The organism is Streptomyces sp. NPDC034670 (assembly GCF_055574875.1).
Window position 1 is genome coordinate 66,661 of record NZ_JBVITR010000028.1, and the last position, 24,865, is coordinate 91,525.

The 24,865-nt window shown below is 75.1% G+C and carries 22 protein-coding genes; 7 read left to right on the forward strand and 15 right to left on the reverse strand.

Translation table 11 applies throughout. The annotated features are described in order from the left end of the window. Window positions 1-37: 37 nt before the first annotated feature. A complete protein-coding gene (locus ACZ56B_RS19555) occupies window positions 38-1,147 on the reverse strand; it encodes a hypothetical protein (RefSeq protein ID WP_468791625.1) in 1,110 nt (369 codons plus the stop codon). A gap of 695 nt (window positions 1,148-1,842) precedes the next feature. On the opposite strand from ACZ56B_RS19555, the gene ACZ56B_RS19560 reads away from it, so the two are divergent. After that, the gene (locus tag ACZ56B_RS19560) at window positions 1,843-2,730 is read left to right on the forward strand and encodes a septum formation family protein (protein ID WP_468791628.1); all 888 of its coding nucleotides are present in this window, start codon (window positions 1,843-1,845) and stop codon (window positions 2,728-2,730) included. Window positions 2,731-2,813: 83 nt separating this feature from the next. Here the strand turns inward: ACZ56B_RS19560 and ACZ56B_RS19565 are convergent, their stop codons facing one another. After that, entirely contained in the window at window positions 2,814-3,875 is a 1,062-nt protein-coding gene (locus ACZ56B_RS19565; protein ID WP_468791631.1) for a hypothetical protein, read from the reverse strand. 239 nt (window positions 3,876-4,114) lie between these two features. Between ACZ56B_RS19565 and ACZ56B_RS19570 the strand changes: the two genes are divergently transcribed. From ACZ56B_RS19570 to ACZ56B_RS19580, 3 genes are all read left to right on the forward strand, one after another. Beyond that, window positions 4,115-5,554, forward strand: a complete 1,440-nt coding sequence (locus tag ACZ56B_RS19570) for a hypothetical protein (RefSeq protein ID WP_468791634.1) — start codon at window positions 4,115-4,117, stop codon at window positions 5,552-5,554. Next, window positions 5,551-6,729: an ARPP-2 domain-containing protein gene (locus tag ACZ56B_RS19575; RefSeq protein ID WP_468791637.1), complete on the forward strand. Its 1,179-nt coding sequence runs from the start codon at window positions 5,551-5,553 to the stop codon at window positions 6,727-6,729. Before ACZ56B_RS19570 ends, ACZ56B_RS19575 begins: the two co-directional genes overlap by 4 nt. 387 nt (window positions 6,730-7,116) lie before the next feature. After that, entirely contained in the window at window positions 7,117-8,028 is a 912-nt protein-coding gene (locus ACZ56B_RS19580; protein WP_468791640.1) for a hypothetical protein, read from the forward strand. Between the two features lie 116 nt (window positions 8,029-8,144). Here ACZ56B_RS19580 and groL read toward each other — a convergent pair whose 3' ends face one another. The 3 genes from groL to ACZ56B_RS19595 form a co-directional block, all read right to left on the reverse strand. Next, entirely contained in the window at window positions 8,145-9,770 is a 1,626-nt protein-coding gene (gene groL, locus ACZ56B_RS19585) for a chaperonin GroEL (RefSeq protein ID WP_468791643.1), read from the reverse strand. Between the two features lie 114 nt (window positions 9,771-9,884). Then, window positions 9,885-10,193, reverse strand: coding sequence for a co-chaperone GroES (gene groES, locus ACZ56B_RS19590; protein ID WP_037939482.1), 309 nt, complete (start codon window positions 10,191-10,193; stop codon window positions 9,885-9,887). A gap of 480 nt (window positions 10,194-10,673) precedes the next feature. Next, a complete protein-coding gene (locus ACZ56B_RS19595) occupies window positions 10,674-11,612 on the reverse strand; it encodes a polysaccharide deacetylase family protein (RefSeq protein WP_468791646.1) in 939 nt (312 codons plus the stop codon). Window positions 11,613-11,702: 90 nt separating this feature from the next. On the opposite strand from ACZ56B_RS19595, the gene ACZ56B_RS19600 reads away from it, so the two are divergent. Next, a complete protein-coding gene (locus ACZ56B_RS19600; RefSeq protein WP_468791649.1) occupies window positions 11,703-12,890 on the forward strand; it encodes a THUMP-like domain-containing protein in 1,188 nt (395 codons plus the stop codon). A gap of 300 nt (window positions 12,891-13,190) precedes the next feature. Here ACZ56B_RS19600 and ACZ56B_RS19605 read toward each other — a convergent pair whose 3' ends face one another. The 5 genes from ACZ56B_RS19605 to tsaB all read right to left on the reverse strand — a co-directional run bounded on the left by ACZ56B_RS19605 (window position 13,191) and on the right by tsaB (window position 17,174). After that, entirely contained in the window at window positions 13,191-14,240 is a 1,050-nt protein-coding gene (locus tag ACZ56B_RS19605) for a LacI family DNA-binding transcriptional regulator (protein WP_468791652.1), read from the reverse strand. 291 nt (window positions 14,241-14,531) lie between these two features. Beyond that, the gene (locus tag ACZ56B_RS19610; RefSeq protein ID WP_468791655.1) at window positions 14,532-14,789 is read right to left on the reverse strand and encodes a hypothetical protein; all 258 of its coding nucleotides are present in this window, start codon (window positions 14,787-14,789) and stop codon (window positions 14,532-14,534) included. Further along, the gene (gene tsaD / locus ACZ56B_RS19615; protein WP_468791658.1) at window positions 14,786-15,877 is read right to left on the reverse strand and encodes a tRNA (adenosine(37)-N6)-threonylcarbamoyltransferase complex transferase subunit TsaD; all 1,092 of its coding nucleotides are present in this window, start codon (window positions 15,875-15,877) and stop codon (window positions 14,786-14,788) included. The genes ACZ56B_RS19610 and tsaD overlap by 4 nt, the downstream gene beginning before the upstream one ends. Before the next feature lie 86 nt (window positions 15,878-15,963). Next, complete coding sequence (locus tag ACZ56B_RS19620; RefSeq protein ID WP_468791661.1) at window positions 15,964-16,524, reverse strand: GNAT family N-acetyltransferase; 561 nt, start codon at window positions 16,522-16,524, stop codon at window positions 15,964-15,966. After that, window positions 16,521-17,174, reverse strand: a complete 654-nt coding sequence (gene tsaB, locus ACZ56B_RS19625) for a tRNA (adenosine(37)-N6)-threonylcarbamoyltransferase complex dimerization subunit type 1 TsaB (protein WP_468791664.1) — start codon at window positions 17,172-17,174, stop codon at window positions 16,521-16,523. Before tsaB ends, ACZ56B_RS19620 begins: the two co-directional genes overlap by 4 nt. A gap of 141 nt (window positions 17,175-17,315) precedes the next feature. Here tsaB and ACZ56B_RS19630 point away from each other — a divergent pair, with 141 nt between their 5' ends. After that, window positions 17,316-17,861, forward strand: coding sequence for a hypothetical protein (locus ACZ56B_RS19630; RefSeq protein WP_468791667.1), 546 nt, complete (start codon window positions 17,316-17,318; stop codon window positions 17,859-17,861). Between the two features lie 35 nt (window positions 17,862-17,896). Here the strand turns inward: ACZ56B_RS19630 and ACZ56B_RS19635 are convergent, their stop codons facing one another. The 5 genes from ACZ56B_RS19635 to ACZ56B_RS19655 all read right to left on the reverse strand — a co-directional run bounded on the left by ACZ56B_RS19635 (window position 17,897) and on the right by ACZ56B_RS19655 (window position 23,366). Then, complete coding sequence (locus tag ACZ56B_RS19635; protein ID WP_468791670.1) at window positions 17,897-18,115, reverse strand: hypothetical protein; 219 nt, start codon at window positions 18,113-18,115, stop codon at window positions 17,897-17,899. Between the two features lie 211 nt (window positions 18,116-18,326). After that, window positions 18,327-18,872: a tRNA (adenosine(37)-N6)-threonylcarbamoyltransferase complex ATPase subunit type 1 TsaE gene (gene tsaE, locus ACZ56B_RS19640; RefSeq protein ID WP_468791673.1), complete on the reverse strand. Its 546-nt coding sequence runs from the start codon at window positions 18,870-18,872 to the stop codon at window positions 18,327-18,329. Beyond that, on the reverse strand, window positions 18,838-20,094 hold the full coding sequence (locus ACZ56B_RS19645; protein WP_468791676.1) for an alpha/beta fold hydrolase: 1,257 nt from the start codon (window positions 20,092-20,094) through the stop codon (window positions 18,838-18,840). The genes tsaE and ACZ56B_RS19645 overlap by 35 nt, the downstream gene beginning before the upstream one ends. Window positions 20,095-20,283: 189 nt before the next feature. Next, on the reverse strand, window positions 20,284-21,456 hold the full coding sequence (gene alr / locus ACZ56B_RS19650) for an alanine racemase (protein ID WP_468791678.1): 1,173 nt from the start codon (window positions 21,454-21,456) through the stop codon (window positions 20,284-20,286). 470 nt (window positions 21,457-21,926) lie between these two features. After that, window positions 21,927-23,366, reverse strand: coding sequence for an NAD(P)H-hydrate dehydratase (locus ACZ56B_RS19655; protein WP_468791680.1), 1,440 nt, complete (start codon window positions 23,364-23,366; stop codon window positions 21,927-21,929). 189 nt (window positions 23,367-23,555) lie between these two features. Between ACZ56B_RS19655 and ACZ56B_RS19660 the strand changes: the two genes are divergently transcribed. Further along, a complete protein-coding gene (locus tag ACZ56B_RS19660) occupies window positions 23,556-24,734 on the forward strand; it encodes a hypothetical protein (protein ID WP_468791682.1) in 1,179 nt (392 codons plus the stop codon). Window positions 24,735-24,865: the final 131 nt, after the last annotated feature.

Sequence of the window (24,865 nt, forward strand, 5' to 3'; positions counted from 1 at the left end):
ACCGAAAGGAGTTGCGCCGGCAGAGCGAACGAGCAGGTCACCTCGTCCCGGATGCCACCGCCCGCGCCCAGCGGTTGAGCGTCTCGCTCCTGTCGTCGTAGGTGAGCCAGGTGCCGTCGCCGAGCGGACGTACGTCGCCGTCGACGGGGCCCGCCGGGTATCTGACCACCCCGCGTATGCGCAGGGTGCGGGCGTCGAGCAGCCAGTGGCGGGCCCGCTCCGGATACCTGTCGGAGTCGACCGTCGAGGCGATGACGGTGTCGGCGTCGACGAAGCCGCAGCCGTAGTCCCAGTGGGTCTCGTCGCCGTCCCCGCCGTCCCCGCCGTCCCCGTCGTCCCCGTCGTCGACTGGGCCGGGCTCCCGCTCGGCGAGCACCGTGCCGTCCAGGGCGTGCAGCCGCAGGTCCGCTCCGTAGTGCTCGACCGTCAGGAAGCCGGGGTGCCCCGGGTGGACGTCCGTCAGGATGCGGTCCAGACCCTCGTTCACGTCCCAACCGGTCAGCTTCTCGCCGTCCCAGCGCGCCCAGTGGAGCAGGATGCCGTCCTGCCCCATGCCGATGCTCAGCCCCATGTGGACGCCGTCCGGGTGGGAGAGGTGGTTCGAGCCGGCCGCCGCGCTCTCCAGCGGCAGCCACGCCAGCTCCCGTCCGTCGCGGGCGTCCAGGACCACCCAGCGCTCCTGCCAACCGCCCGGCTCCGGCTCCGCCACGACGTGCGCCCACACGAGCCGGCCGTCGTCCGAGACCCGGCAGGAGCCGTGCTCCAGCCCCCGGCACACCTCCTGCTCGTCGCCCGTGTGCGGGTGATCGAGCTCGGGACCCCAGCAGCCGTGCCGGTACTCCCACAGCATCTCCCCTCCCGCCCCCACGGCCCGTACCGCGCGCTGCCCCGAGAACACCGCGAAGGTGCCGTCCGGGCTCACCGAGTGAACGCCGTGGTCCCACCCGGGCCAGGGAAGGGGGAAGACGAGCGCCGGCGCGCGCTCCCCCGCGAACAGCTCACGGAGGTCGTAGACCTCCAGCTCGTGCCCGTTCAGGAGGAGGGCGCGGCACGGGCCGCCCTCACGGCTTTCCAGCGCGAAGCCGTTGACCAGCGCGCGTCCGCCCGGCAGCCTCACCGAGTCGCGCAGTTGTGCGGTGATCGACATGGCCCGAAGCTAACGGACCCCGCTGACAGCGCGGTCGCACTTCACGAAACCCTTCCTCGCCCGACGCGTCCGCACGCGCACGCTCCGTGCGGTACCGTCGCCCTCGTCACCACGCCTTCCGCCTGCCGCGCCGGGCACCGACGAAGGCGGCCCCGCGACGGCTGCAACCGTCCGCGAGGGCCTGACCACCGGTGGAAGCAGGGGCTTCCACCGTGATTCACCGGCACCTTGTCGCGCCCCCGTGCGCCTTCACGCGGTTCTCCCACGAGCTGATCCGGCGCCCCGCCCCCGTCCGCCCGTCCGGCCGACTGGCCGCCCTCCGGGAGCGCGAGGGCGACCACGTCCGGGCGACGCCGTTCCGTCCGACCGGCGACGGGACCCGGTGCCGCCGCCGCCTCGGCCCACCGGCACCCGCACACCCGGGAGCGCCTGCTCCAGCAGGTCCGGGCCACGGCCGACGCGGCAGGCGAGACCGACCCGGGGCAGCTCCGCGGCGGGGACTCCACCGCCGTTCGCGCCCTTCGGCACGCGTCCGGTGCCCGGAGCGGTCCACCGCCTACAACCTTCGCGGCCCGTCGCGTGTCAGAGACGCTGCGATGTGGTGAAGGGGTGAGGACCCCCGTACGACCTGGTCACAGGAGTGGCATACGATGCGCGCAACTCTCATAAAGATCACGTAAGAGGATGTACACGTCATGACCATCCGTGTTCCGTACCGTTCCCTTCGCGGCATATCCGCCGTCGTCGCCCTGCTCGCGATCGGCGCGGTGGGGTGCTCGGACGTCTCCGACGCCGTCGACAGCGCCAAGGACGGCGCGAAGAAGGTGGCCCGCCAGCGTTCGGTGTTCTCGCTGGACGTCGGCGACTGCTACAACCCGAACGGCAAGGCCGAGGGGGAGGCGTACACCGTCGAGATCGTGCCCTGCGACGAGGCGCACGAGGGCCAGGTCGTCGGCGAGTTCGCGATCGACGAGGGCAAGGAGTACCCCGGCGACGACGGTGTCTCGGCGATCGCGGACGAACGCTGCCCGGTCGAGGCGCAGAAGTACGCCCCGGACACCTGGGCGCTCCCCCAGGGCGTCAGCCTCTTCTACTACACCCCGACCAAGGAGAGCTGGGCGACGGGTGACCGCGCGGTGAGCTGCACCTACACCTCGGAGAAGGGCACGTTCAAGGGCTCGCTGGACACCTCGGAGTCCCTCGAGCCCGAGCAGGTCGCGTACCTCACGGGTTCGAACGCGGTGTACGACGCCCTGTGGGCCAACCAGTCCGAGAAGGACACCGTCGAGGACGACCTGGCCGGCTACAAGGCGCAGGCCGAGGCCGTCGCGGACGCCCTCGACGCACACGTGAAGAGCCTGGAGGGCATCGAGGGCGCCGAGGTCGGCAAGCTCCGCGCGACGCTGGTGAAGGCGGCCGGGGACTGGAAGAAGGCCGCGAACGCCGCCGACGCCGAAGCGTTCTACGTCGCCTACGACCCGGCGTTCGACGGCATCGACCCGAACAAGTCGGTCGCCGCCCGCAAGGAGCTGGGCCTGGCCACCACCGTCCCGGCCGACGAGGCCGAGGTCTGGGCGGGCTGACGTCCCGTCGGGCGGGCGGGGCCGGGTCCGTCGAGGGCCCGGCCCCGCTTCCCGCGAGCCCGGCCCGATCCAAACGAAAGGCCCTAATCGCCTCCCCCTCCTCCGCCGCCGTCACCGCCGCCGTCGCCACCGCCGCCTCCACCGTCGCCGGCGTCCCCCCCGTCGCCGCCCCAGCCGTCGCCGCCGCCGGGCTCGTTGTCCTCCCGGCCCTTGCCGAGGTTGCTGAACCAGGGGCGGTCCCAGGCCTCGTCGTCCACGTCCTCGCCCTCCTCGCGGGAGCGGTGCACGGGGCGGAACCGGGCCAGGCCCGTGGTGTCCCCGAGGCCGAAGGACACGGCGACGGCGTGGGCCACGACGGCGTCCAGGGGGTCGGTGCCCTCGTGGTGCACGGCGGCCAGCGGCAGCAGCACCGTGTCCGGTGCGGGGTCCGGCCGGCGCGAGGGGCGGGTCAGCAGGGCGACGCGCCGGTCGTCGCGCAGCAGCCGCGAACTCCTCGCGTCCTCGCGCCGCAGCGTCCACCGCCGGTCGGGCAGGTGGATCTCGACGCGGCTCTTGGACTTGCGGCGCTTCTTCTTCAGGACGAGCCGCGCGGGAACGTCGCCGACGGTCAGCAGCAGGCCGCCGCCCGGGTCGTCCGCGTCGGGGTCGAAGCCGTCCGGCGCCCTGAGCCGTACGGCGGGGGCGTGCGGCCCCCAGACGTCCACGCGGACCAGGTTCCGGTCCACGGCGACGGCGACCGGTCCGGCGGGGCCCGGCGCGTACCGGCGGGCGATCCACAGCGGCACGCCCTCCGCGCGGGCCCGCTCGGCGTGGGCGGCCACCGCGTCCGGGCCGCCGCACCCGCGGACCGCCAGCTCGCCGAGGGCGCGGGCGAACTCGGCGGCCCGGTGCACCTTCAGGGGCCTGGTGGTGCCGGTCACCCGGGTGACCGGGACGGCCCCCCGGCCCTCCGCCAGCTCTGCCAGGGGGCGTTCCGTGCCGCCGCCGCCGAGCCAGCGCCCCCGCAGGAACGCCTCGGCCATGGCGGCGAGGTTCAGCTCCCGCAGCGGTGTCGCCCGGCCGCCCCGGCGCAACCGCTCCTCGGTGAGCTCCACGGTCCGCGCCAGCGGGTTCCACGACTTCTCCTCGTAGAGCACCCGGCTCATCGCCGCCCCCTCCTGCTTCCTGCCGTCCGTACTGCGGGCCCCACCTTCACACACCGTGTCCGGGCGGCGGGACGGCGGGGCGGCGGAAAGCGGTGGAGGGGCCGCGGCCCGCCCTGTTACGGTCCGGGGGCCGGCCGCGGGACTCCGGCGCGACTTCCGGAACCTGCCTCTGAAGCAACGATTCGCAGCTCGCGCCCCCATTCCCCGGCCGGCGTCCGCACCCAGGGGGAGGGAACCGGATGGACTCGTACGCGGACCTCGTCGCGGCCGAGGACGTCCTGCTCTTCGTCAACGCGGCGATCACCTCGACCGGCCAGCGCGAGTTCCACGGCGACGCGGACGAGCAGCGGCTCTCCCTGGACTTCCTCCACGCGTACGTGCTGGGGAACTACCGCGACCTGTACGCCGGGGTGCTCGCGCTCGACATCAACGACCACAACGCGGTCCTCGTCGTCCGGCGGCTGCTGGAGACCGCCGGTGAGGCCACCGCCGGACAGCGCCGCCGCGAGGGCCGTCTGATCGCGTGCCGGCTGGCGGCGCTGCCGCCGCACCGCGTGTACGGGCTGTTCGACGCCCTGCGCCGGGCCGGGGTGAACAACCGCCGCTGCCGCGCGATCATGCGCGACTGGCTGTCCGCCCGGCCGGACCCGGCGTTCGACGCCGTGAAGTACCGCGGCGGCCTCAAGCGGGCCCTGCGCCACGCGCACCTGGCCCCCGCCACCGAGGAGCTGGGGGCGTTCCTGTTCGCGCCGTCGGCCCGCAGGCGCTACGCGACCCCCCTCCTGGAGACGTGGCGCCGGGCGCACCACGAGCAGGCCGCCCTGTACGAGCTGCCCTACACGGTCGCCGAGGGCTTCGCCGCCCGGCACGGCATCCCCCGGGAGGTGTTCCTGGAGCGCGTCGCCCCGCGGATGACCCGCCTGGAGACCCTGCGGCTGCAGGACTGCGCGCACCGGCACGGGGCCGCGCGGGTGCGGGCGGACCTGGCCGGGATGCCGCTGACCCGGCTGGCGGCCTACGTGCTCTCGCTGCCGGCCGGGGACCGCCTGCGCCGGCGCGCCGAGCTGACCCGTGCCCTGGAGGCGGCCGCCGGCCGGGTGGCCGGCCCCCACCGGGGGAGCTGGGGCGAGGTCACCGCCGTCCTGGACGACAGCTTCTCCGCCTCCGGCTCGGCGCACAAGCGCCGCCGGCCGCTGGCGGTGGCCCTGGCCTGCCACTACCTGCTCGCGGCCCTCGCCGGCCGCTACACCGGGCTGTGGACGTCCGGGCGGACCGACGCGCTGCTCGTCCGCCCGTACGGGCCGACGCCGCTGGGCCGGCGGATCCTCGACGCGCTGGAGACCGCCCCGTCCCGGCTGGTGATCGTCTCCGACGGCTGGGACAACGCGCCCCCCGGCCTGGCCGCCGAGGTGCTGCGCGTCTGGCGGACCCGGCTCGACCCCGGGCGCCGCACCGGCGTCGTGCACGTCAACCCCGTCCACGACGCGGCCGGCCTCGACGTGCGCCGGCTGTCCCCGACGGTGCCCACCGTGGGCATCCGCGACGCCGAGGACCTTCCCGCGCTGGTGGAACTGGCCCAGTTCGCGGAGGGCCGGACCGGCCTGGCCGAACTGACCGCCTATCTGGACGCCCGCGCGGCCCGGATGCTGAGCGACCACGACCGGGAGCGTGCGCGATGACCCCACCGGACCCGGCCCGGCCGGACCCGACGCGGCCGAGCCCGGCCCGACTGGACCTGACCGGGCTGGAGACCCGCCCCTCCCAGGTCTGGGGCGCCGTCCGCCTGGTGCCGCTCGTGCGCGACGAACCCGTCGAGGACCTCCGTCTGCACGCGCGGCTGTACGGCGACGCGACGGTTCCGGTCGAGGTCCGCCCGCGCCGCGCCCACGTCTCCTACGTCCCGCACGGATTCGTCGCCACCTGGACCGGCGACGGCACGCCGGCGGCCGCCTACGGCACCCAGATGCCCACCGACGGCGACGCGGCCCCCCTCGCCACGGCGGGCCTGCGCTTCCACCGCAGGACGGCCCGCCGCGAGGCCAAGCGCCGGTTGCGGTTCCTCCCCCTGCACCTGGCGCTGGAGGGCTACCTGGCCCTGCACTTCGGCGGCCCCTCGATCGCCTGGGAGGAGTGGTCGCAGCGCGCGGTCCGCCAGGGGCTCTCCCCGCGCACGGAGGAGGCGTACCTGGGCACCGAGGTGCGCGGGCTCGCCGACGCGCTGCGCGTCTTCGAGATCCACCCCGGTCAGTGCGGCGTGCTGCTGTACGTCGCCGACGCGCTCGCCGCCGCGTTCGCGCTCCCGCACCCCGACGACTACCGCGTCCTCCACCCGACCCTCCTGCGGGACCTGTTCGGGGAGCTGATCCACCACTACGCCACGCTGATGCCGCCGGTGCCGGACTTCCGGGCCCGCGTCGACGACGCGCGGATCCGCTCCCTGGCCGGGCTGCGCGCGGCGGCCGCCGAGCAGGAGGACGCCTGGGCGCGTTTCCACGACACGGCCATGGCCGGCGGCCTGCTGGACCACGCGTACACCTGGCGGACGGTCCACCGGGCGGGACGCTTCACCCTCTCCCGCTTCCGGCCGGCCTTCCGCCCCAAGCAGGAGAACCACATCGGCGAGGCCATCACCGACGAGGGGGGCGGGGTCGTCTACCTCAAGACGTTCCGGTTGTCGGAGGGCCAGGTCCGCCGCGGTCACCTCCTCGACCGGCTCGCCGCCCACGACTGGCACCTGGCGGACACCGCGGCCGGCCTCGGCGTCACCGAGGCCCAGCTGGGCCTGCGGCTGGACGCCGCCGGCTTCGGCCACCTGCTCCGCCGGGACGTCCTGGACGGGTACCGCAGCCGGTGACGCCCGGCGGGCTGCCGGGCCGGCGGTCCCCACCGTCCGCCGGCCCGCCGCCGGGCACCCGCCCGCCGCCGCCCCGGCGGAGCGCCGTCGTGGAGGTGACGCGCCCGGCCGGCGGGGTGCCGCCGCGGGGCCTTCGGGGCGTGCCGCCCTCCCCGGCCGGGCACGACGGGTCCCGCTCCCGCGCCCCCGCCTCCCGGACGGTGTTCCCGTTCCGCTTCGCGTCCTCGCCGCGCGGCGCCCGGCCCCCCCGTCCGAGAGCCGTCTGAACAGCAACTGAAGCCTGGAAAAACCCAGTTGTAGCGCTCCCGCGCGCTTGGCAGACTCGCCCCGCCGATTGAAGGGTTCATGTCGGCGCAAGGGAACTCCGTCTCTGCAAGGGGTACGTGCATGAAACTCACCGCTCCCGGACGCGTCCTCGGTCGCGCCGCCGCCGTCCTCGCGCTGGCCCTGGGCCTCGCCACCGGCTCCACCGGCCTGCTGCCCGCGACCGAGGCGCACGCGCAGCCGGTCGCCGAGGGATCCTTCGGCTTCAGCGGCGACGAGGGCGACTGGGTCAGCGGCGGCCGGTCCTACGCCTACTCGACCTCGTCCCAGGACCGCCTGAACGTTTCCGCCGACGCCGGGAACAGCGTCGTCTCCCTCTCCGTGGACGGGGTCAACGGCGACTGGTGGTACCTCGACCTCGCCGCCCCCTCCGGCACGGCCCTCAAGCCGGGCACGTACACCGGGGCCACCCGCCACCCCTTCAACGAGCCGACCGAGCCCGGTCTCTCCCTCAGCGGCAACGGCCGCGGCTGCAACACCCTCACCGGCGAGTTCACCATCTCCGCGGTGGAGTTCGGCCCGCAGGGGTACGTGCGGAAGCTCGACGCCACCTTCGTGCAGCACTGCGAGGGAGGCTCCGCCGCCGCCCGCGGTGAGGTGCACATCGACAACCCGGCCCCGCCGGCCGAGCTCGACCTCGGTCTCGCCGTCGCGCTGAAGGGCACCGCGAGCGCCCTCAACGGCAAGGCCACCGTGCACGGCACGGTGAGCTGCAACAAGCCGGTCCAGGTGAACGTGGCCGGTGACGTCACCCAGGTGAAGCGGCGGGACCTGATCCGCGGTTCCTACTCCACGTCGGTGTCCTGCGTCCCGGGCGCGCCGGTCGAGTGGACCGCGACGGCCACGCCCACCGGATTCGTGCCGTTCCAGCGCGGCGACGTGGAGGTCGAGGCGCGGGCGACGGCCACGGACCCGGACTACGGCAAGCCGGTGACGGTCGCGGAGACCACGGCGGTGCGCCTGACCCGCGGCTGACCGGCCGACAGGAACGGGACGGCGGGCCCGGAACGCCGGACCCGGACGCCGGACCCGGAACGGCGGAGACCCGGCACCCCCGAGGGGTGCCGGGTCTCCGGCTGCGAGCGGGTCGCTCAGTGGGCGTGGCCGTGGCCGTGGCCCGCGGCGGCCGGCTCCTCTTCTTCCTTCTTCTCGACGACCAGGGTCTCGGTCGTCAGCAGCAGGGAGGCGATGGAGGCGGCGTTCTCCAGGGCGGAGCGGGTCACCTTGACCGGGTCGATGACGCCGGCCTTGATCAGGTCGCCGTACTCGCCGGTGGCGGCGTTGTAGCCGCTGCCCTTCTCGAGCTCCTTGACCTTGGAGACGATGACGTAGCCCTCGACGCCCGCGTTCTCCGCGATCCAGCGCAGCGGCTCGACGACGGCGTTGCGGACGACCGCGACACCGGTGGCCTCGTCGCCGGACTTGTCGAGGTTGCCCTCGAGGACCTTGGAGGCGTGGACCAGCGAGGAGCCACCACCGGAGACGATGCCCTCCTCGACCGCGGCGCGGGTCGCGGAGATGGCGTCCTCCAGGCGGTGCTTCTTCTCCTTCAGCTCCACCTCGGTGGCGGCGCCGACCTTGATCACGCACACGCCGCCGGCCAGCTTCGCGAGGCGCTCCTGGAGCTTCTCGCGGTCCCAGTCGGAGTCGGTGGTCTCGATCTCGGCCTTGATCTGGCCGACGCGGCCCTCGACGTCCTCCTTCTTGCCGGCACCGTCGACGATCGTGGTGTCGTCCTTGGTGACGGTGACGCGGCGGGCGGAGCCGAGCACGTCCAGGCCGACCTGGTCGAGCTTGAGGCCGACCTCCTCGGAGACGACCGTGGCGCCGGTGAGGACGGCCATGTCCTGCAGCATCGCCTTGCGGCGGTCGCCGAAGCCGGGGGCCTTGACGGCGACGGCGTTGAAGGTGCCGCGGATCTTGTTGACGACCAGGGTCGACAGGGCCTCGCCCTCGACGTCCTCGGCGATGATCAGCAGCGGCTTGGAGGCGTTGGCCTGGATGACCTTCTCCAGCAGCGGCAGCAGGTCCGCGATCGCGGAGATCTTGCCCTGCGTGATGAGGATGTAGGGGTCGTCGAGGACGGCCTCCATGCGCTCCTGGTCCGTCACGAAGTACGGCGACAGGTAGCCCTTGTCGAAGGCCATGCCCTCGGTGAAGTCCAGCTCCAGGCCGAAGGTGTTGGACTCCTCGACGGTGATGACGCCGTCCTTGCCGACCTTGTCCATCGCCTCGGCGATGAGCTCGCCGACCTGGCTGTCCTGGGCGGACAGCGCGGCGACGGCGGCGATGTCGGCCTTCTCGTCGATCGGGCGGGCCGAGGCGAGCAGGTCCTCGGAGACCGCGGCGACGGCGGCGTCGATGCCCTTCTTCAGGGCGGCCGGGGAAGCGCCGGCGGCGACGTTCTTCAGACCCTCGCGGACCAGGGCCTGGGCCAGGACGGTGGCGGTGGTGGTGCCGTCACCCGCGATGTCGTTGGTCTTGGTCGCCACCTCCTTCACCAGCTGGGCGCCGAGGTTCTCGTACGGGTCCTCGATCTCGACCTCGCGGGCGATCGTGACACCGTCGTTGGTGATGGTGGGGGCGCCGAACTTCTTGTCGATGACGACGTTGCGGCCCTTGGGGCCGATCGTCACCTTGACCGTGTCGGCAAGCTTGTTGACGCCGCGCTCGAGGGCGCGACGGGCGTCCTCGTCGAACTTCAGGATCTTCGCCATGGCAGCGGGAGCCCTCTCGGAAATCTGGGTGAAATCACTGCGCCCCGGGCGCCCGGCTTCTTATCGGTTGCGGGGACCAGGGGCGCAGTTCGAGCACATCTGCTACGAGGTGACTTACTTCTCGATGATCGCGAGGACGTCGCGGGCCGAGAGGACGAGGTACTCCTCGCCGTTGTACTTCACCTCGGTGCCGCCGTACTTGCTGTACAGCACGACGTCGCCGACCTTCACGTCGAGCTCGACGCGCTTGCCGTCCTCGATGCGGCCCGGGCCGATGGCCAGGACGACGCCCTCCTGGGGCTTCTCCTTGGCGGTGTCCGGAATGACCAGGCCCGAAGCCGTGGTCTGCTCGGCGTCGAGCGGCTGGACCACGATGCGGTCCTCGAGCGGCTTGATGGCAACCTTGGAGCTGGCGGTCGTCACGATCCGACCTCCCCCTTCGGAGATCTCACGGGGTTAACTGTCTGAGGTGGCGACCAGGTCGATCCGTCGTCGCGGGTGCCGGACCTGCCCGTCGCGTAGTTGGCACTCTCCAGGGGGGAGTGCCAGGTCCGAGACTATGACCGCGATTAGCACTCGGTCAAGCGGAGTGCCAATTGCCCGCGGCGCGTCGGCGGTACGGGGGTGTTCTTCGCACGGGTGTGCGGGGGTGGGCGCGGGTGGGTCCGGTGCCGCGGCGACCGTCCCGGAGGCCGCCGCCCCGGGCCCCGCTCCGGCCCGCACGGCCCCGCCCCCGGACCCCCCGTGCCCCACGAGCAGGGGACGCGCTCCCGGACGGGCCGGGGAGCGGGCGGTGCCCGTCGGTGACCGCCGGGCGGGGCCCCGGTACCCGGAAGGCGGCCCCGCCGGCCGCCCGTCCGCGGGCCCCGCCCCTCCGGTCCGCGCGGGGCGGCGGCCGGCGCCTCACAGGTAGTCCTCCAGCCGCCCCACCGCGTACCCCTCGGCCGTGACCTCGTCCAGGAAGCGGCGGATCATGTCCGGCATCGTGCCCTCCCACTCCCCGCGGCCCCGGAAGTGACTGAGGACGATGTCGCCGGGGCGCAGCTCGCGGTCCCCCTCGCGGTACTCCCAGCGGTCGGCGAAGACCTCCTCGTTCCAGAGGGGGACGTGGGTGATGCCGCAGGCCTTCGCGGCGCGCAGGGTGTTCTTGTCGTAGGTGCCGAAGGGCGGGCGGAAGAGGACCGGGCGCTCGCCGTAGCGCTCCTCGATGACGTCCTGCATGCCGCAGATCTCGCGCTTCTGGCGGGCGTAGGACAGGCCGCGCAGGGCGGGGTGGCGCAGGGTGTGGTTGTGCAGGGCGACGCCCCGGTCCTGCATCTCCTTGAAGTAGCCGTAGTCCTCCTTGACGAGGTAGTCGCTGAGGAAGGCGCTGTACGGGATCCTCAGCTCGCTCATCATCCGCAGGAACCGCGGGTCCTTCTCGGCGCCGTCGTCGATGGTGAGGAAGACGACCTTCTCCTCGGTGGGGACGGTGGTGAAGACCGGGGGCAGGCCCAGCCGGCGGTGGCCGTCGACCTCGAAGCCCTCGCGGGTGGTGATCCGCGGCTTCTTCCGCGGGGCCGCGGGAGCGGTCCGGGGCACCTTCTTCAGCCCCCAGCGCTTCGCGGCGGCGACCCGCGCGGCGTGTGCCGCGCGCAGTTTCGTGGCGTAGGAGTCGAGGGCGCGGGCCGGGGGCGCCTCCCGGGGCTGCTGGCCGCCCGCCGGCGGAGCCTCGGCACCGCCCTCGTCCCGGCCGCAGGCGGAGAAGAGGGTGGCGAGCGCGAGCACGGCGAGGCCGATCCGCACACCGCCCGGCGACCGGCCACCGGACCGTTTTTTGTCATTTTGTACTACTACTCGCATGGAGCCGGATCCTCGCAGTCCGTCGCCCGCGCCCCGGCCCGACACCGCGGCCGGAGGCACACGGTCCACCGACTGGCCCACAATGAGCCGGTGAACGACCTCGCCCCGCTCCTCACCCCCGAAGGCCGCGCCCTCCTCGACGAGGTGCGCGACACCGACCCGGCGCACGAACTCGCCGTCGCGACCCGGCTGCGCCGCGACCACCCCGCCGAGCTGGTCTCGGCGGCGCTCGGCCAGGCGCGGCTGCGGCAGCGGGCGGTGGCGAAGTTCGGGGCCGAGGACGCCCGGCGGATGTTCTTCACCCCGAACGGGGTGGAGCAGTCCACCCGCGGGAGCGTGGCGACGCACCGCGCCGAGTGCCTCCGGGCGATGGGGGTGCGGTCCGTCGCCGACCTGTGCTGCGGGATCGGCGGTGACGCGATCGCGTTCGCCCGCGCCGGGATCCGGGTCCTGGCCGTCGACCGGGACCCGCTGACCTGCGAGGCGGCCCGCGTCAACGCCGACGCGCTCGGTCTCGCCGACCTGATCGAGGTGCGTGAGGCCGACGTGACGGAGGTGGACACGGCCGGATGCGACGCCGTGTTCGTCGACCCGGCCCGGCGCTCCTCCGGGCGCGGCCGGATCTTCGACCCGGAGGCCTACTCCCCTCCCCTGTCCTGGGCCGTGTCCGCCGCGCTCCGGGCGCCGCTCGGCCTGCTGAAGATCGCACCCGGCATTCCGCACGAGGCGATCCCCGCGGAGGCGACGGCCGAGTGGGTCTCGGACGGCGGGGACGTGAAGGAGGCCGTGCTGTGGTTCGGCCCGCGTGTGACGCCGGGGGCGCGGCGGGCGACGCTGCTGCCCGCCGATGCCGGCATCCACGCGACACCGGACACCGCGCTCCCGGACCCCGGGGTCCGACCGGTCGGGCGGTACCTGTACGAGCCGGACGGAGCCGTCATCCGCGCCCACCTGGTCGCCGAGGTGGCCGCGGACCTGGAGGGCGGGCTGATCGACCCGACCATCGCCTACGTCACCTCCGACGAACTGCACAGCACGCCGTACGCCACCGCCTACGAGATCACCGACCGCCTGCCCTTCAACGCCAAGAGGCTGAAGGCACTGCTGCGGGAGCGGCGGGTCGGCACCCTGACCGTCAAGAAGCGCGGCTCGGCGGTGGAGCCGGAGGAGCTGCGGCGCAGGGTCCTGCCCAAGCCGCACGGCACCGCGTCCGTCACGGTGTTCCTGACCCGCGTCGGCGGCGCCCCGACGATGCTGCTCGGGCACCCGGTGCGGTGAGACCGGCGGGGGCGGGGCGACGCACGCCGGGCCGGGTCCGGCCCGCCGCCCCCGGTCCCGTCGTCCCCGGTTCCACCACCCCCGGCGCTCCGTCGCAGGCAGGCGCACGTGCCCGGCCGGTGACGGGAAACACCCCCGGAACGGTTCTCCCCGGAGTCCGGGGACCCCCGGAGTTCCCCGGACTCCGGGGAACTCCGGACTCCGGGAATTCCGGGCCCGCCCTCCCGGGCCCCCCGAAATTTTCGAACCGCTGCGGCCGGCTCCACCGGGCGGATGCCCGTCCCCGTCGGCGCCGCGGGGTCACGTCCCCGCCGGCGTCCCCGTGCTGCTGCGCACCACCAGGCTCGTCGCCAGCTCCACCCGGGTCGCCGCCGGCTGCTCCCCCCTGCCGAGGTCGAGGACCAGCCTGGCCGCCGCCTCCGCCATCTCCGTCAGCGGCTGCCGCACGGTCGTCAGCGGCGGCCCCACCCAGCGGGCCACCGGCAGGTCGTCGAACCCGACCACGCTCAGGTCCTCGGGGATCCGCAGCCCCAGCTCGCGCGCCGCCTCGTACAGCCCGAGGGCCTGGAGGTCGTTGCCGGCGAAGACGGCGGTGGGCCGGTCCTCCCGGCCCAGCAGGGCGAGGCCCTGCCGGTAGCCGGCCTCGTGGTGGAAGTCGCCCGTCACGATCAGGGCGGGGTCCACCGGCAGCCCGGCGGTCTCCAGGGCGGCGCGGTAGCCGTCGACGCGGGCGCGGCTGCACATCATCCGCGAGGGTCCGCTGATCGCCCCGATCCGGGTGTGGCCCAGGTCGATCAGGTGCCGGGTGGCGGCGAGCCCGCCCTGCCAGTTGGTCGCGCCGATGGAGGGCACGTCGATGCCCGGGTCCCCGGCCGGGTCCATCACCACGAACGGGATGGAGCGGCTGGTCAGCAGCGCCCGTCCGGACTCGTCGAGGCCGGACAGGACGAGGATGACGCCGTGCGGGCGGCGCGCGGCGACCTGGTCGGCCCAGGTGCGCCCCGGCGTGAGCCGCCCCGCGCTCTCGGAGAGCACGACGCTGAGCCCCGCGTCCCGGGCCACGTTCTCCACGCCCCGGATGACCTCCATCGCCCAGGCGCTCTCCAGCTCGTGGAAGACCAGGTCGATCAGGGGCGAGCGGGACGCCTCGGCGCGGCGGCGCCGGTAGCCGTGGGAGCGCAGCAGCTCCTCCACCCGGCTGCGGGTGGCGGGGGCGACGTCGGCACGCCCGTTCAGCACCTTCGAAACAGTCGGCGCGGAGACGCCGGCCTCGCGGGCGATTTCGGCGAGGGTCGCGGTCTGCGTGCCGCGCCCTCGTGTCCGGGTTTCAGCGGGCTGCGGGGAAGTCATGGCGGCGATCGTATCCCCGTGGGCCCCCTCGACGAAGACTTCCGGGCACCACGAAATCCCAAAACATTCGGCAGACCGGCCGAAACATGCGGCCGGTCGCCCCGTCCGTCGGGGGCGGAACGACGGCCGCCCGCCCGCTCGGCCGTGACCCGTCGGGAACCCGCCGGACCGGGGAGCGGGCGCGGGGGCCCGGGACCCGAGGGATGAGCGCCCGCGCCCTCCCGTCCGGAGCCCGCGCGACCGGGCGGGCGGGCGCCCGGGCGGGCGGCCGGACCCGCCCCCGGGCGGTCCTTACTCCGCCGCCACCGACTCGAACCGCCACCGGTGCACCGCCCGGGTGACCAGCTCCCCGTCCGGCTCCGGCAGTTCGGGGAGGTCCGCGTCGTACGGGGCGTCCCACCAGGTGACGACCAGGACCCGGTCCTGCGGGGCCCGGAAGGTCTCCCGGCGCAGCGGCTCGCCGGCGAGTTCCTGCGCCCGCGCCCAGGCCAGCAGTTCCCCGCCCCGGCCCGTCGCGGCCCGGGCCTCCCACATCAGCGCGACCGTCACGGGTACAGGTTCTCCTTGCTCACCTCGTGCACGTGGTCGTGCGCGTGACCGGGGACGTGCGGGTCCGTCACCGGCAGCGAGGAGTCCGCCGACAGGTCCCAGCCGGAGGCCGGGCGGTTGCGGGCGACCATCTCCGCGCCCAGCGCCGCCACCATCGCGCCGTTGTCCGTGCACAGCTTGGGCCGCGGCACGCGCAGCCGGATGCCGGCCGCCTCGCAGCGCTCCCGGGCGAGGGCCCGCAGCCGGGAGTTGGCGGCCACCCCGCCGCCGATCATCAGGTGGTCGACGCCCTCGTCCTTGCAGGCGCGCACGGCCTTGCGGGTGAGCACGTCGACGACCGCCTCCTGGAAGGAGGCCGCCACGTCGCGCACCGGCACCTCCTCCCCGGCCGCCCGCTTCGCCTCGATCCAGCGGGCCACGGCCGTCTTCAGGCCGGAGAAGGAGAAGTCGTACGCCGGGTCGCGCGGCCCGGTCAGACCGCGCGGGAACGCGATCGCCTCCGGGTCGCCCTCCTGCGCGTACCGGTCGATGACCGGGCCGCCGGGGAAGCCGAGGTCCAGCACGCGGGCGATCTTGTCGAAGGCCTCGCCGGCCGCGTCGTCGATGGTGGCGCCCATCGGGCGGACGTCGGAGGTGATGTCCGAGGAGAGCAGCAGCGAGGAGTGCCCGCCGGACACCAGCAGCGCCATCGTCGGCTCCGGGAGCGCCCCGTGCTCCAGCTGGTCGACGCAGATGTGCGAGGCGAGGTGGTTGACGCCGTACAGGGGCTTGCCGAGGGCGTAGGCGTACGCCTTGGCCGCCGAGACGCCGACCAGCAGCGCGCCGGCGAGGCCGGGGCCGGCGGTGACGGCGACGCCGTCCAGGTCGCGCGCGCTCACCCCCGCCTCCTTCAGCGCGCGGTCGATCGTCGGCACCATCGCCTCCAGGTGCGCCCGGGAGGCGACCTCCGGGACGACGCCGCCGAAGCGGGCGTGCTCGTCGACGCTGGAGGCGACGGCGTCCGCCAGCAGGGTGGTGCCGCGGACGATGCCGACGCCGGTCTCGTCGCAGGAGGTCTCGATCCCCAGTACCAGGGGTTCGTCAGCCATGGGTCTCGGTTCCTTGTACGCCGTTCACGGAGGGGACGGGATTCACGGGGGTCACGGGCTTCACGGGCTTCACGGGTTCACGTGCTTCACGGGTTCGCGGGATCCACCGGGTTCACAGGGGTGGACGGGTCGGTCAGCCGCATCACCAGGGCGTCCACGTTCCCCGGCTGGTAGTAGCCGCGCCTGACCCCGATGGTCTCGAAGCCGAAGCGCTCGTAGAGCTTCCGGGCGCGGACGTTGTCGATCCGGCACTCCAGCAGCACCTCGGCGCACTCGAAGGCGGTCGCCGCCCGCAGCAGGTCGGTCAGCAGCCGCGAGCCGAGGCCGGTGCTCCAGTGGTCGCGGGCGACGGCGATGGTCTGGACGTCGGCCACCGGGGCCTCGGAGGCGCCGCCGGGCGCCGCACCGGAGCCGTCGCCGGACGCCGTCCCGGAGGCGGCGAGCCCCGCGTATCCGACGATCCGGTCGCCCTCCTGGGCGACGACGTAGCGCCGGGTCGCCCCGGGCCCGCGCGCGTGGGCCAGCTCGGACCAGAACATCCCCCGCGACCAGGCGTCGTCGGGGAACAGCTCCCGCTCCAGTTCCAGCACGGCTTCGATGTCCCACCAGCGCATCTCGCGCAGCACGAGGGTCTCGGATCCGGTCACTTGGGGGTGACCACCTTGTAGTTCCGGGGGACCTGGGCATCGGGCCGGCGCAGGTACATCGGCCGGGGCGCGGGCAGTTCCCCGCCCGCCGCGAGCCGCTCGGCGGCCAGCCGGGCCAGGGCGGCGGCCGACACGTGCTCGGGCTCGTGCGCCCGGGGGAAGGTCTCGGGGTACAGCAGCGCGCCCGCGCCGACCGCGGGCAGGCCCTCGACCTGTCCGGCGATGTCGGCGGGCCGGTCCACGGCCGGGTCGGTGAGGCGGGTGCGGGAGTCGGCGTAGCGCGCCCAGTAGACCTCCTTGCGGCGGGCGTCGGTCGCCACGACGAAGGGGGTCTCCAGGTCGGCCGCGTAGGCGAGGCCGTCCAGCGTGCACACACCGTGCACGGGGACGCCGAGCGCGAGCCCGAAGGTGTCCGCGGTCATCAGGCCGACGCGCAGCCCGGTGTACGGGCCCGGGCCGGTGCCGACGACGATCCCGGTGACGGCGTCCAGCTTCAGGCCGGCCTCGGCGAGCACCCGGTCGATCGCCGGGAGCAGCAGCTCACCGTGGCGGCGGGCGTCCACCTGGCTCGACGAGGCGATGACGTTGCGGCCGTCGTGCAGCGCGACGGTGACGGCGGGGGTGGCGGTATCCAGAGCGAGCAAGAGCACGCAAACAGCCTACGGCTCCCGCGCCCCGGCCACGGCCGCGACGGCCGACCGGTCACGTGCTGCCACGGTCGCGCCGGCATGCGTGTCACTATGCGCACGGGAAGTGACGGAACGTTGCGGAACGGAACAGGGGTGACGGCGGTGGCAGGCAGCAGCTCGGCGGTCGTGGCGGGACTCACCGCGGCGGCCCTCGTCACGGTCGGCTTCCTCGGCCACCGGGCGGCGGCCGACGTCCCGGCCGAGCTGCGCCGCCCGGGCGCCGACGCGCGGGCCGCCCCCGGGACGCCGCGGGACGAGCCCCGCCCCACGGCCCTGCCCGGCCGGTCCGGCGAGGGCGTCCGGGTCGTGTACTCCCTCGGCGGCGACCGGGTGTGGCTGGTCGAGGGCGACGGCGGCGTCGGGCGCACCTTCCGGGTCACCCCCGGCACGGTGGATCCCGCGCCGGGCACCTACCGGGTCACGTCCCGGTCCCGGCGCGTCATCGGGTCGGACGGCGTCCCGGTCGAACACGTCGTCCGCTTCGCGTCCGTCGACGGCACGCCGATCGGCTTCAGCGCGGCGGTCGACGGCTCGGCCCCGGTCCTCGACCCGGGGAAACGGACGGGTGGCGTCCGCGAGAGCCGTGCCGACGGCGCGGCGATGTGGCGGTTCGCGACGATCGGCCGCGAGGTCGTCGTCGTCCCGTGACCGCCGGACCGGGACCGGCCCGGCGGCCACGCCGGCTACGCGGCCTCGCGGTGACCGCGGTGACCGCGGTGACCGCGGTGGTCGTGGTCGTCGCGGCCCGTCGCCGGCTCGGTGTGCCGGGGCTCGGGGGCGCGGGGCGGGGTGGAGATCGCGGCGGCCGCGGCGCAGGCGGCGAGCAGGTCGCGCATCGGCACCCCGGAAAGCGGCTGCTGCTGCGGCTGTGCGGGCCGGCGGGTGCTCCGGTCGGCCGACATGGGCGCCTCCTGGGGTCGGGGGCGGACGCAGTTAGGTAGACCTAACCACGGGCTGGACACCATGTGACCACGCCCGGGACGCCGAACGCAACATTTTGCCGACGGCCTGTCGGGACGTTCCGGCCGGAACGCCCGCCCGCGACGCGTCGGGGCGGTCCGGAAGCGGTCCGGGGCCGGCGCGTGCGGCCCGGCGCGCGCTCCGGCGCACGCCTCAGGCCGTCAGCGCGCCCAGGTCGGTGTCCCTCCAGCGCTCGCCCAGCCCGGTGAGCGTGACGTGCCGCGCCTCGTCCGCGGTGTCGCCGACCGCGCGGTGGATGACGAGCAGGAGGCGGTCCTCGGTCAGCTCCTCGACCTTGCCCTCGCCCCACTCCACGACGACCACCGACTCGGGCAGCGAGACGTCGAGGTCGAGGTCCTCCATCTCGTCGAGTCCGCCGGACAGCCGGTACGCGTCGACGTGGACCAGCGGCGGGCCGTCGCCCAGGGACGGGTGCACCCGGGCGATCACGAACGTCGGGGAGGTGACCGCCCCCCGGACGCCGAGTCCCTCGCCGAGCCCTCGGGTCAGGGTCGTCTTGCCCGCGCCGAGCTCGCCCGAGAGCATCACGAGGTCCCCCGCGCGCAGCAGGCCGGCGAGCCGGCGGCCGAGCGCGCGCATCTGCTCGGGCGAGGTGACGGTCAGCTCGGCGGTGTTGTCCGTGACCGGCCGGGACGACTGCGGCTCAGCCGGGTCCCGCGGTGTCGCTGGTGCTTCCATAACCGCTCACGGTAGTACCCGCCGGCACCGCGCCCGCACGGACGAGCAGGTCGGCGAGGCGGTCGGTGACCACCTCCGGGTGCTCCAGGATCACCAGGTGCCCGGCGTCCGGCACCAGCACCAGCTCTGCGTCCGGCAGCAGATCGGCGATCGCCTCGCTGTGCTCGCTGGGCGTCACCAGGTCCCGCACCCCGGCCAGCACCAGCACCGGCAGACCGGCGAAGTGGGCGAGGGCCTCGGTCTTGTCGTGGTCGTTGAACGCCGGGTAGTACTCGGCGACCACGTCGATCGGCGTGCTCTCGATCATCCGCTCGGCGAACCGGGCGACGGCCGGGTCCACGTCCCGGGTCGCGAACGAGTACCGCTTGATGATCCCGGCGAACAGGTCCGCGGTGGCCCGGCGTCCCCTCTCCACCAGCTCGGCCCGCTGCCCGAGCGCCCTCAGCACCCCCGGCAGCACCCGCCGCACCGCGTTGACCCCGGCCACCGGCAGCCCGAAGTTGACCTCGCCGAGCCGTCCCGACGACGTGCCCACCAGGGCCACGGCGACGACCCGCTCGCGGACCAGCTCGGGGTACAGGCCGGCGAAGGCCATCATGGTCATCCCGCCCATGGAGTGCCCGACCAGCACGATCGGTCCCTCCGGCGCCGCCGCGTCGACGACGGCCCTCAGGTCCCGCCCCAGCTGCTCGATGGTGACCGGCTCGCCCCGTTCCACCTGGGCCGCGCCCCGCCCCGAGCGGCCGTGACTGCGCTGGTCCCAGTGCACGGTCCGCACGACGCCCCGCAGCGCGGCCCGCTGGAAGTGCCAGGAGTCCTGGTTGAGGCAGTAGCCGTGGCTGAAGACGACGGTGACCGGCGCCGGGGGCCTGCGGCCGAACAGCCGGCGGCGGCGCCCGGGCGCGGCGGCGCCGGGGTCCGGGTCGAGGTCGTCGACCTCGTAGTACAGCTCGGTGCCGTCGTCGGCGTACGCCTTGCCGGGCGTGCCGCGCAGCGCGCCGTACGGTCCCGCGGAGTCGAGGACGAGCCGGGCCTTGCGGCGCATGCCCCGGCCGATCGTCATCCGTTCTATCGCGACGCCGGCGGCCGCTCCGGTGGCGAGCACGCCCAGCGCCGCGCCGGCGATGCCGGTCGCCCGGCGCCAGCCCCCGGACGCCCCGGTGGAGGCGGCGGCCGCCGCCGTGGCCGCGGCCGTGACGGCCTGCGCACTGCTCTCGCTCACGTACCCCTCCTCACCGGGCCGTCGGCCGGGACGGACGCCCGCGTCCCCGCGCGGCCCACCCCTCCTGCCCCTCTTTCCCCCGGGTTCCCCCCCGGGCCTCCCCACGGACTCCCCCCACGGGCTTTCCCCGGGCCCGCCGCGGACGCGTGCGCGCCCGCGGGTCGCGCCGGCCGGTTCACGCCGGCGGGCTCACGTCGCCGCGTTCACGTGGACGCGCGGCACACGGCTCCCGATCCGGGTGACGATCTCGTACGCGATGGTGCCCGCGGCCTGCGCCCAGTCCTCGGCGGTGGGCTCGCCGCGGTCACCGGGCCCGAAGAGGACCACCTCGGCCCCCGGCTCCGGCTCGTCCCCGCCCAGGTCGACGACGAACTGGTCCATCGCGACCCGCCCCGCGACCGTGCGCCACTTGCCCTCGACCAGGACGGGGCCGGCGGAGGAGGCGTGGCGCGGGATGCCGTCCGCGTAGCCGAGGGGGACGAGGCCCAGGGTGGTCGCGCCCGGGGTGACGTAGTGGTGGCCGTAGCTGACGCCGTGGCCGCCCGGGACGTGCTTCACCAGGGACAGGGCGGCCGACAGCGTCATCGCCGGGCGCAGTCCGAGGTCGGCCGGGGTGCCGATCTGGGGGCTGGGCGAGACCCCGTACAGCGCGATGCCGGGGCGGACGAGGTCGAAGTGGGTCTCGGGGAGGGTGAGGGTGGCGGGCGAGTTGGCGATGTGCCGCACCTCGGGACGCACCCCCTGCCCCTCGGCGTACGCCGCCATCTCCCGGAAGCGGGCGAGCTGGGCCGCGATGGAGGGGTGCCCCGGTTCGTCGGCGCAGGCGAAGTGGGACCACAGCCCGGTGACGCGCAGCAGCCCTTCGGCCTCGGCGCGCAGCGCCCCGGCGACCAGCTCCGCCCAGTCGCCGGGCTGGCAGCCGCCGCGCCCGAGTCCGGTGTCGGCCTTGAGCTGCACCCGCGCGGTCCGTCCGGCGAGGCGGGCGGCCTCGCGGACCTCCTCCAGCGCCCACGTCCCGCCGACGGACACGTCGAGGTCGGCCTCGACCGCCTCCCGCCACGGCCCGCCGGGTGTCCACAGCCAGCACAGGATCCGCACGTCGGCGGGCACCCCGGCGCCGGGCGCGCGCAGCGCGAGCGCCTCCTGCGGCGTGGCCGTGCCCAGCCAGGTCGCCCCGGCCTCGACAGCCGCCCGGGCGCACTCCGCCGCGCCGTGCCCGTATCCGTCGGCCTTGACCACGGCCATGAGAGCGGCGCCGGGCGCGCGCTCCCGCAGGGCGCGCACATTGGCCCGCACGGCGGCCAGGTCGATCTCGGCACGGGCCCGCAGGTGCGCGGTCCGCTGGGCAACTGTCTCGTTCATTCCGCACAGTCTCGCAGAGGGGGGCCGCGCCCCTGGTCCACCGGGGCCGTCCCGACGGCCCCGCCCCGCGCGCCCGGCGGGGCGGGAGCGCGGGGCGGCGTGCGCCGGACCGGGACCGGGTTCCGGCCTCCTCCACCGCCGTGACCTGGGACGACGCGCCGCGACGGGGCCGGCGCGCCCCGCCTGCGGGAGACACCGGCCGAGGACCGCGTCACACTCCCCGGCCTCCCCCGTCCCCCCGGCCTCCCCGGCCGTCGGCGTCACCGGCCGCACGGTCCGCCCCTGCCGCACGCCCGCGCCGGCCGCACGGTCCGCGCGGGCCGCACCGTTCACGCCGGCCGCACGGTCCGCGCCGCGCCTCCGGGTCCGGGTCCAGGTCCGGGTCCGGCAGCCGCCGGGTCGGCCGGGTCACCGCCCCGCCACCGCGCTCCGGCGCCTTTCCGCCCGCGCCGCGCCGCGCGGCGTCCCCCTCACCCCCGCACGACGTCCCGCCAGGCCGCCGCGATCTCCTCCGCCGCGTCATGCGCCCCCATCGGTGCCCCGTCCGCCGCGAAGCGGCCCGCCAGGCCGTGCAGGTACGCCGCCGCGCTCCCCGCGTCCACGGCCGACAGGCCCGCCGCCAGCAGCGACCCCGCGAGGCCCGACAGCACGTCCCCGCTGCCCGCCGTGGCCAGCCAGGGCGTCCCGGTCGGGTTCACCCGTACGGGCCCGCCGTCCGCGTCGGCGACCAGGGTCGTCGAGCCCTTGAGCAGCACGGTCGCCCCGTACCGCGCCGCCAGTTCCCGCACCGCGGACAGCCGGGCGCTCTCGACCTCGTCCCGCCGGGCGCCGAGCAGCGCGGCGGCCTCCCCGGCGTGCGGGGTCATCAGGGTCGGCGCCCGGCGTGCCCGGACCGCCGACCGCTCGGCCAGCCGCAGCCCGTCCGCGTCGATCAGCACCGGTACGTCCGCCGCCAGCACCTCGGCGACGGTCGCCGCGTCGTCCCCGGCCCCCGGTCCGACCACCCAGGCCTGCACCCGTCCCGCGCGCTCCGGTCCCCGGTCCGACACCAGCGTCTCGGGGAAGCGGGCGAGCACGGCCCGTCCGGCGGGGCCGACGTACCGCACGGCCCCCGCGCCGCCGCGCAGCGCCCCCGCCACCGCGAGCACCGCGGCCCCCGGGTAGCGGTCGGACCCGGCCGCGATGCCGACGACGCCCCGCCGGTACTTGTCGCTCTCGGCGGCCGGCACCGGCAGCAGCCGGGCCACGTCCGCGTGCTGCAGCGCCTCCAGCACGGGCTCCGCCGGCAGCTCCGGCCCGATCCCGATGTCGACCAGCCGCACCGTCCCCGCGTGCTCCCGCGCCGGATCGATCAGCAGGCCCGGCTTGTGCGTCCCGAACGTCACCGTGAGATCGGCCCGGACCGCCGTGCCCCGCACCTCCCCGGTGTCGGCGTCGACCCCGCTCGGCAGGTCCACGGCGACCACCGCGGCCCGCGCCCGTGCGGCGGCCTCGGCCAGCGGTTCCGCCTCCGGCCGCAGTCCGCCCTTCCCGCCGATCCCGACGATGCCGTCGAGGACGAGGTCGGCCCGCCCGATCAGCTCCTCGGCCGCCTCCGCGCCCACCGCCCGTCCGCCCGCCCGGCGCAGCGCCGCGAGCCCCGCGGCGTGGGCGCGCTCCGGCGCGAGCAGCACCGCGCTCACCCCCGCGCCGCGCCGGGCCAGCCGGGCACCGGCGTACAGGGCGTCACCGCCGTTGTCCCCGCTGCCGACCAGCAGGACGACCCGGCTGCCGTACACCCGCCCGAGCAGGTCCGCGCAGGCCGCGGCGAGCCCGGCGGCGGCGCGTTGCATCAGCGCCCCCTCCGGCAGCCGTGCCCTCAGTGCCCGTTCCGCCGTCCTGACCGTCTCCACGTCGTAAGCAGTCCGCATGCGTCCGAGTCTCCCGCAGGCGGCCGCTCGACTCCCGTACCGCCGGACCCGGTCTCCCCCGTGCGTCGCGGGCCGGCCGCGGGCCGGTCGCGGCCATTGACGTCACTGGCATGCCCTTGCCAAACTCTCCGCCCCCCACAGGATGAATCGATTCAGTCGAATCGGTTCGACGACGGAAGCAGAGGACCCATGGGACGCAGAGCCGCACTCCTCGCCACAGCCGGTGCCACCGCGCTCCTCACCACGGCCGGCACCCTGACGGCCCCCGCCACCGCCGCCGGCGCGCGCACCGCCGCCCCGGCCCCCGCCCGGGCCGCCGCCTGCGGCGACGGCTCCTACCAGGCGGAGGCCGTGCAGAGCGGCGGCACCTGGACCGCCCGGCGCGGCGGCAGCACCGTGTACACCGGAACCGACCTGCGCGCGGCCGTCCAGGCGGCGGTCAACAGCCTGTCCCCCGGCCGCACCAGCAAGGAGCGGGTGGTGGTCCGCGGCTCGGGCTCGATCTCCGCCGGTTCGCGCATCTCGCTGCCCAGCTACACCGCGCTCGACGTCTGCGGCACCATCCACGTCACCGGCGGCGGCTCCGGCGACCAGGCCCCGGTCTACTCCCGCGGCACCCGGGACATCGAGGTCCAGAACCTGAACGTCACCGGCACCCCGCTGTACGGCATCTTCCTGCGCAACGTGCAGAACGTGGTCCTCGGCCGGATCGACATGCGCCTGTCCTCCGGCCTCGGGGTCCGCATCGACAACCGCGGCGACACCAGCCAGTGGACACGCAACGTCCGCATCGACAGCGTCTACGTCTCCGGCGCCTCCAGCCACGCCGTGGAGACGTACGGCGTCGACGGCCTCACCGTCGGCACGGTGACCGCCCGCGACGTGGGCGAGTCGGGCCTGCTGCTGAACCAGACCGTCAACGCCACGGTCTCCCGGGTGGACGCGGAGAACGCGGGCACCGGCACCGGTTACGCCGCCTTCCGCATGGCCAACCGCAACGGACGGATCGGCAGTTCCTACGCCACCAACATCCGCGTCGGCGAGGTCGTCGCGCGCGGCGGCGGACGCGGCGTGTTCTGCGTCTCCGAGAGCGGCGGGGCGACGATCGACCGGGTGACGCTCTCGAACACCGGCAACAACGCGATCCTGATCGAGAACTGCTACAACGTGAACCTCGCCGCCCAGAGCGGCACGGTCACGGGCGGCGGCGAGATCCGCCTGGCGGCCCGCTCGGAGTTCCCGAACAACCGGGACATCACCCTCCAGAACCTGACGGTGACGAACTCGTCGATCCGGGAGAGCCCCTGCGGCGAGAACACGACGTTCCGCAACAACCGCCTGGTGAACAGCAGTCAGTCGATCTGCTAGTTCCGCCGGTTCCGTCGGCACGGCACCGCGCGGGGTGCGCCGCCGTGCGCCGCGCCCCGCGCGGGTGCGCTCCTCGTCCGCTCCCGTCTCAGTCGGTGGTGAGCATGCCCGCCCGCAGCCGCTTCAGGATG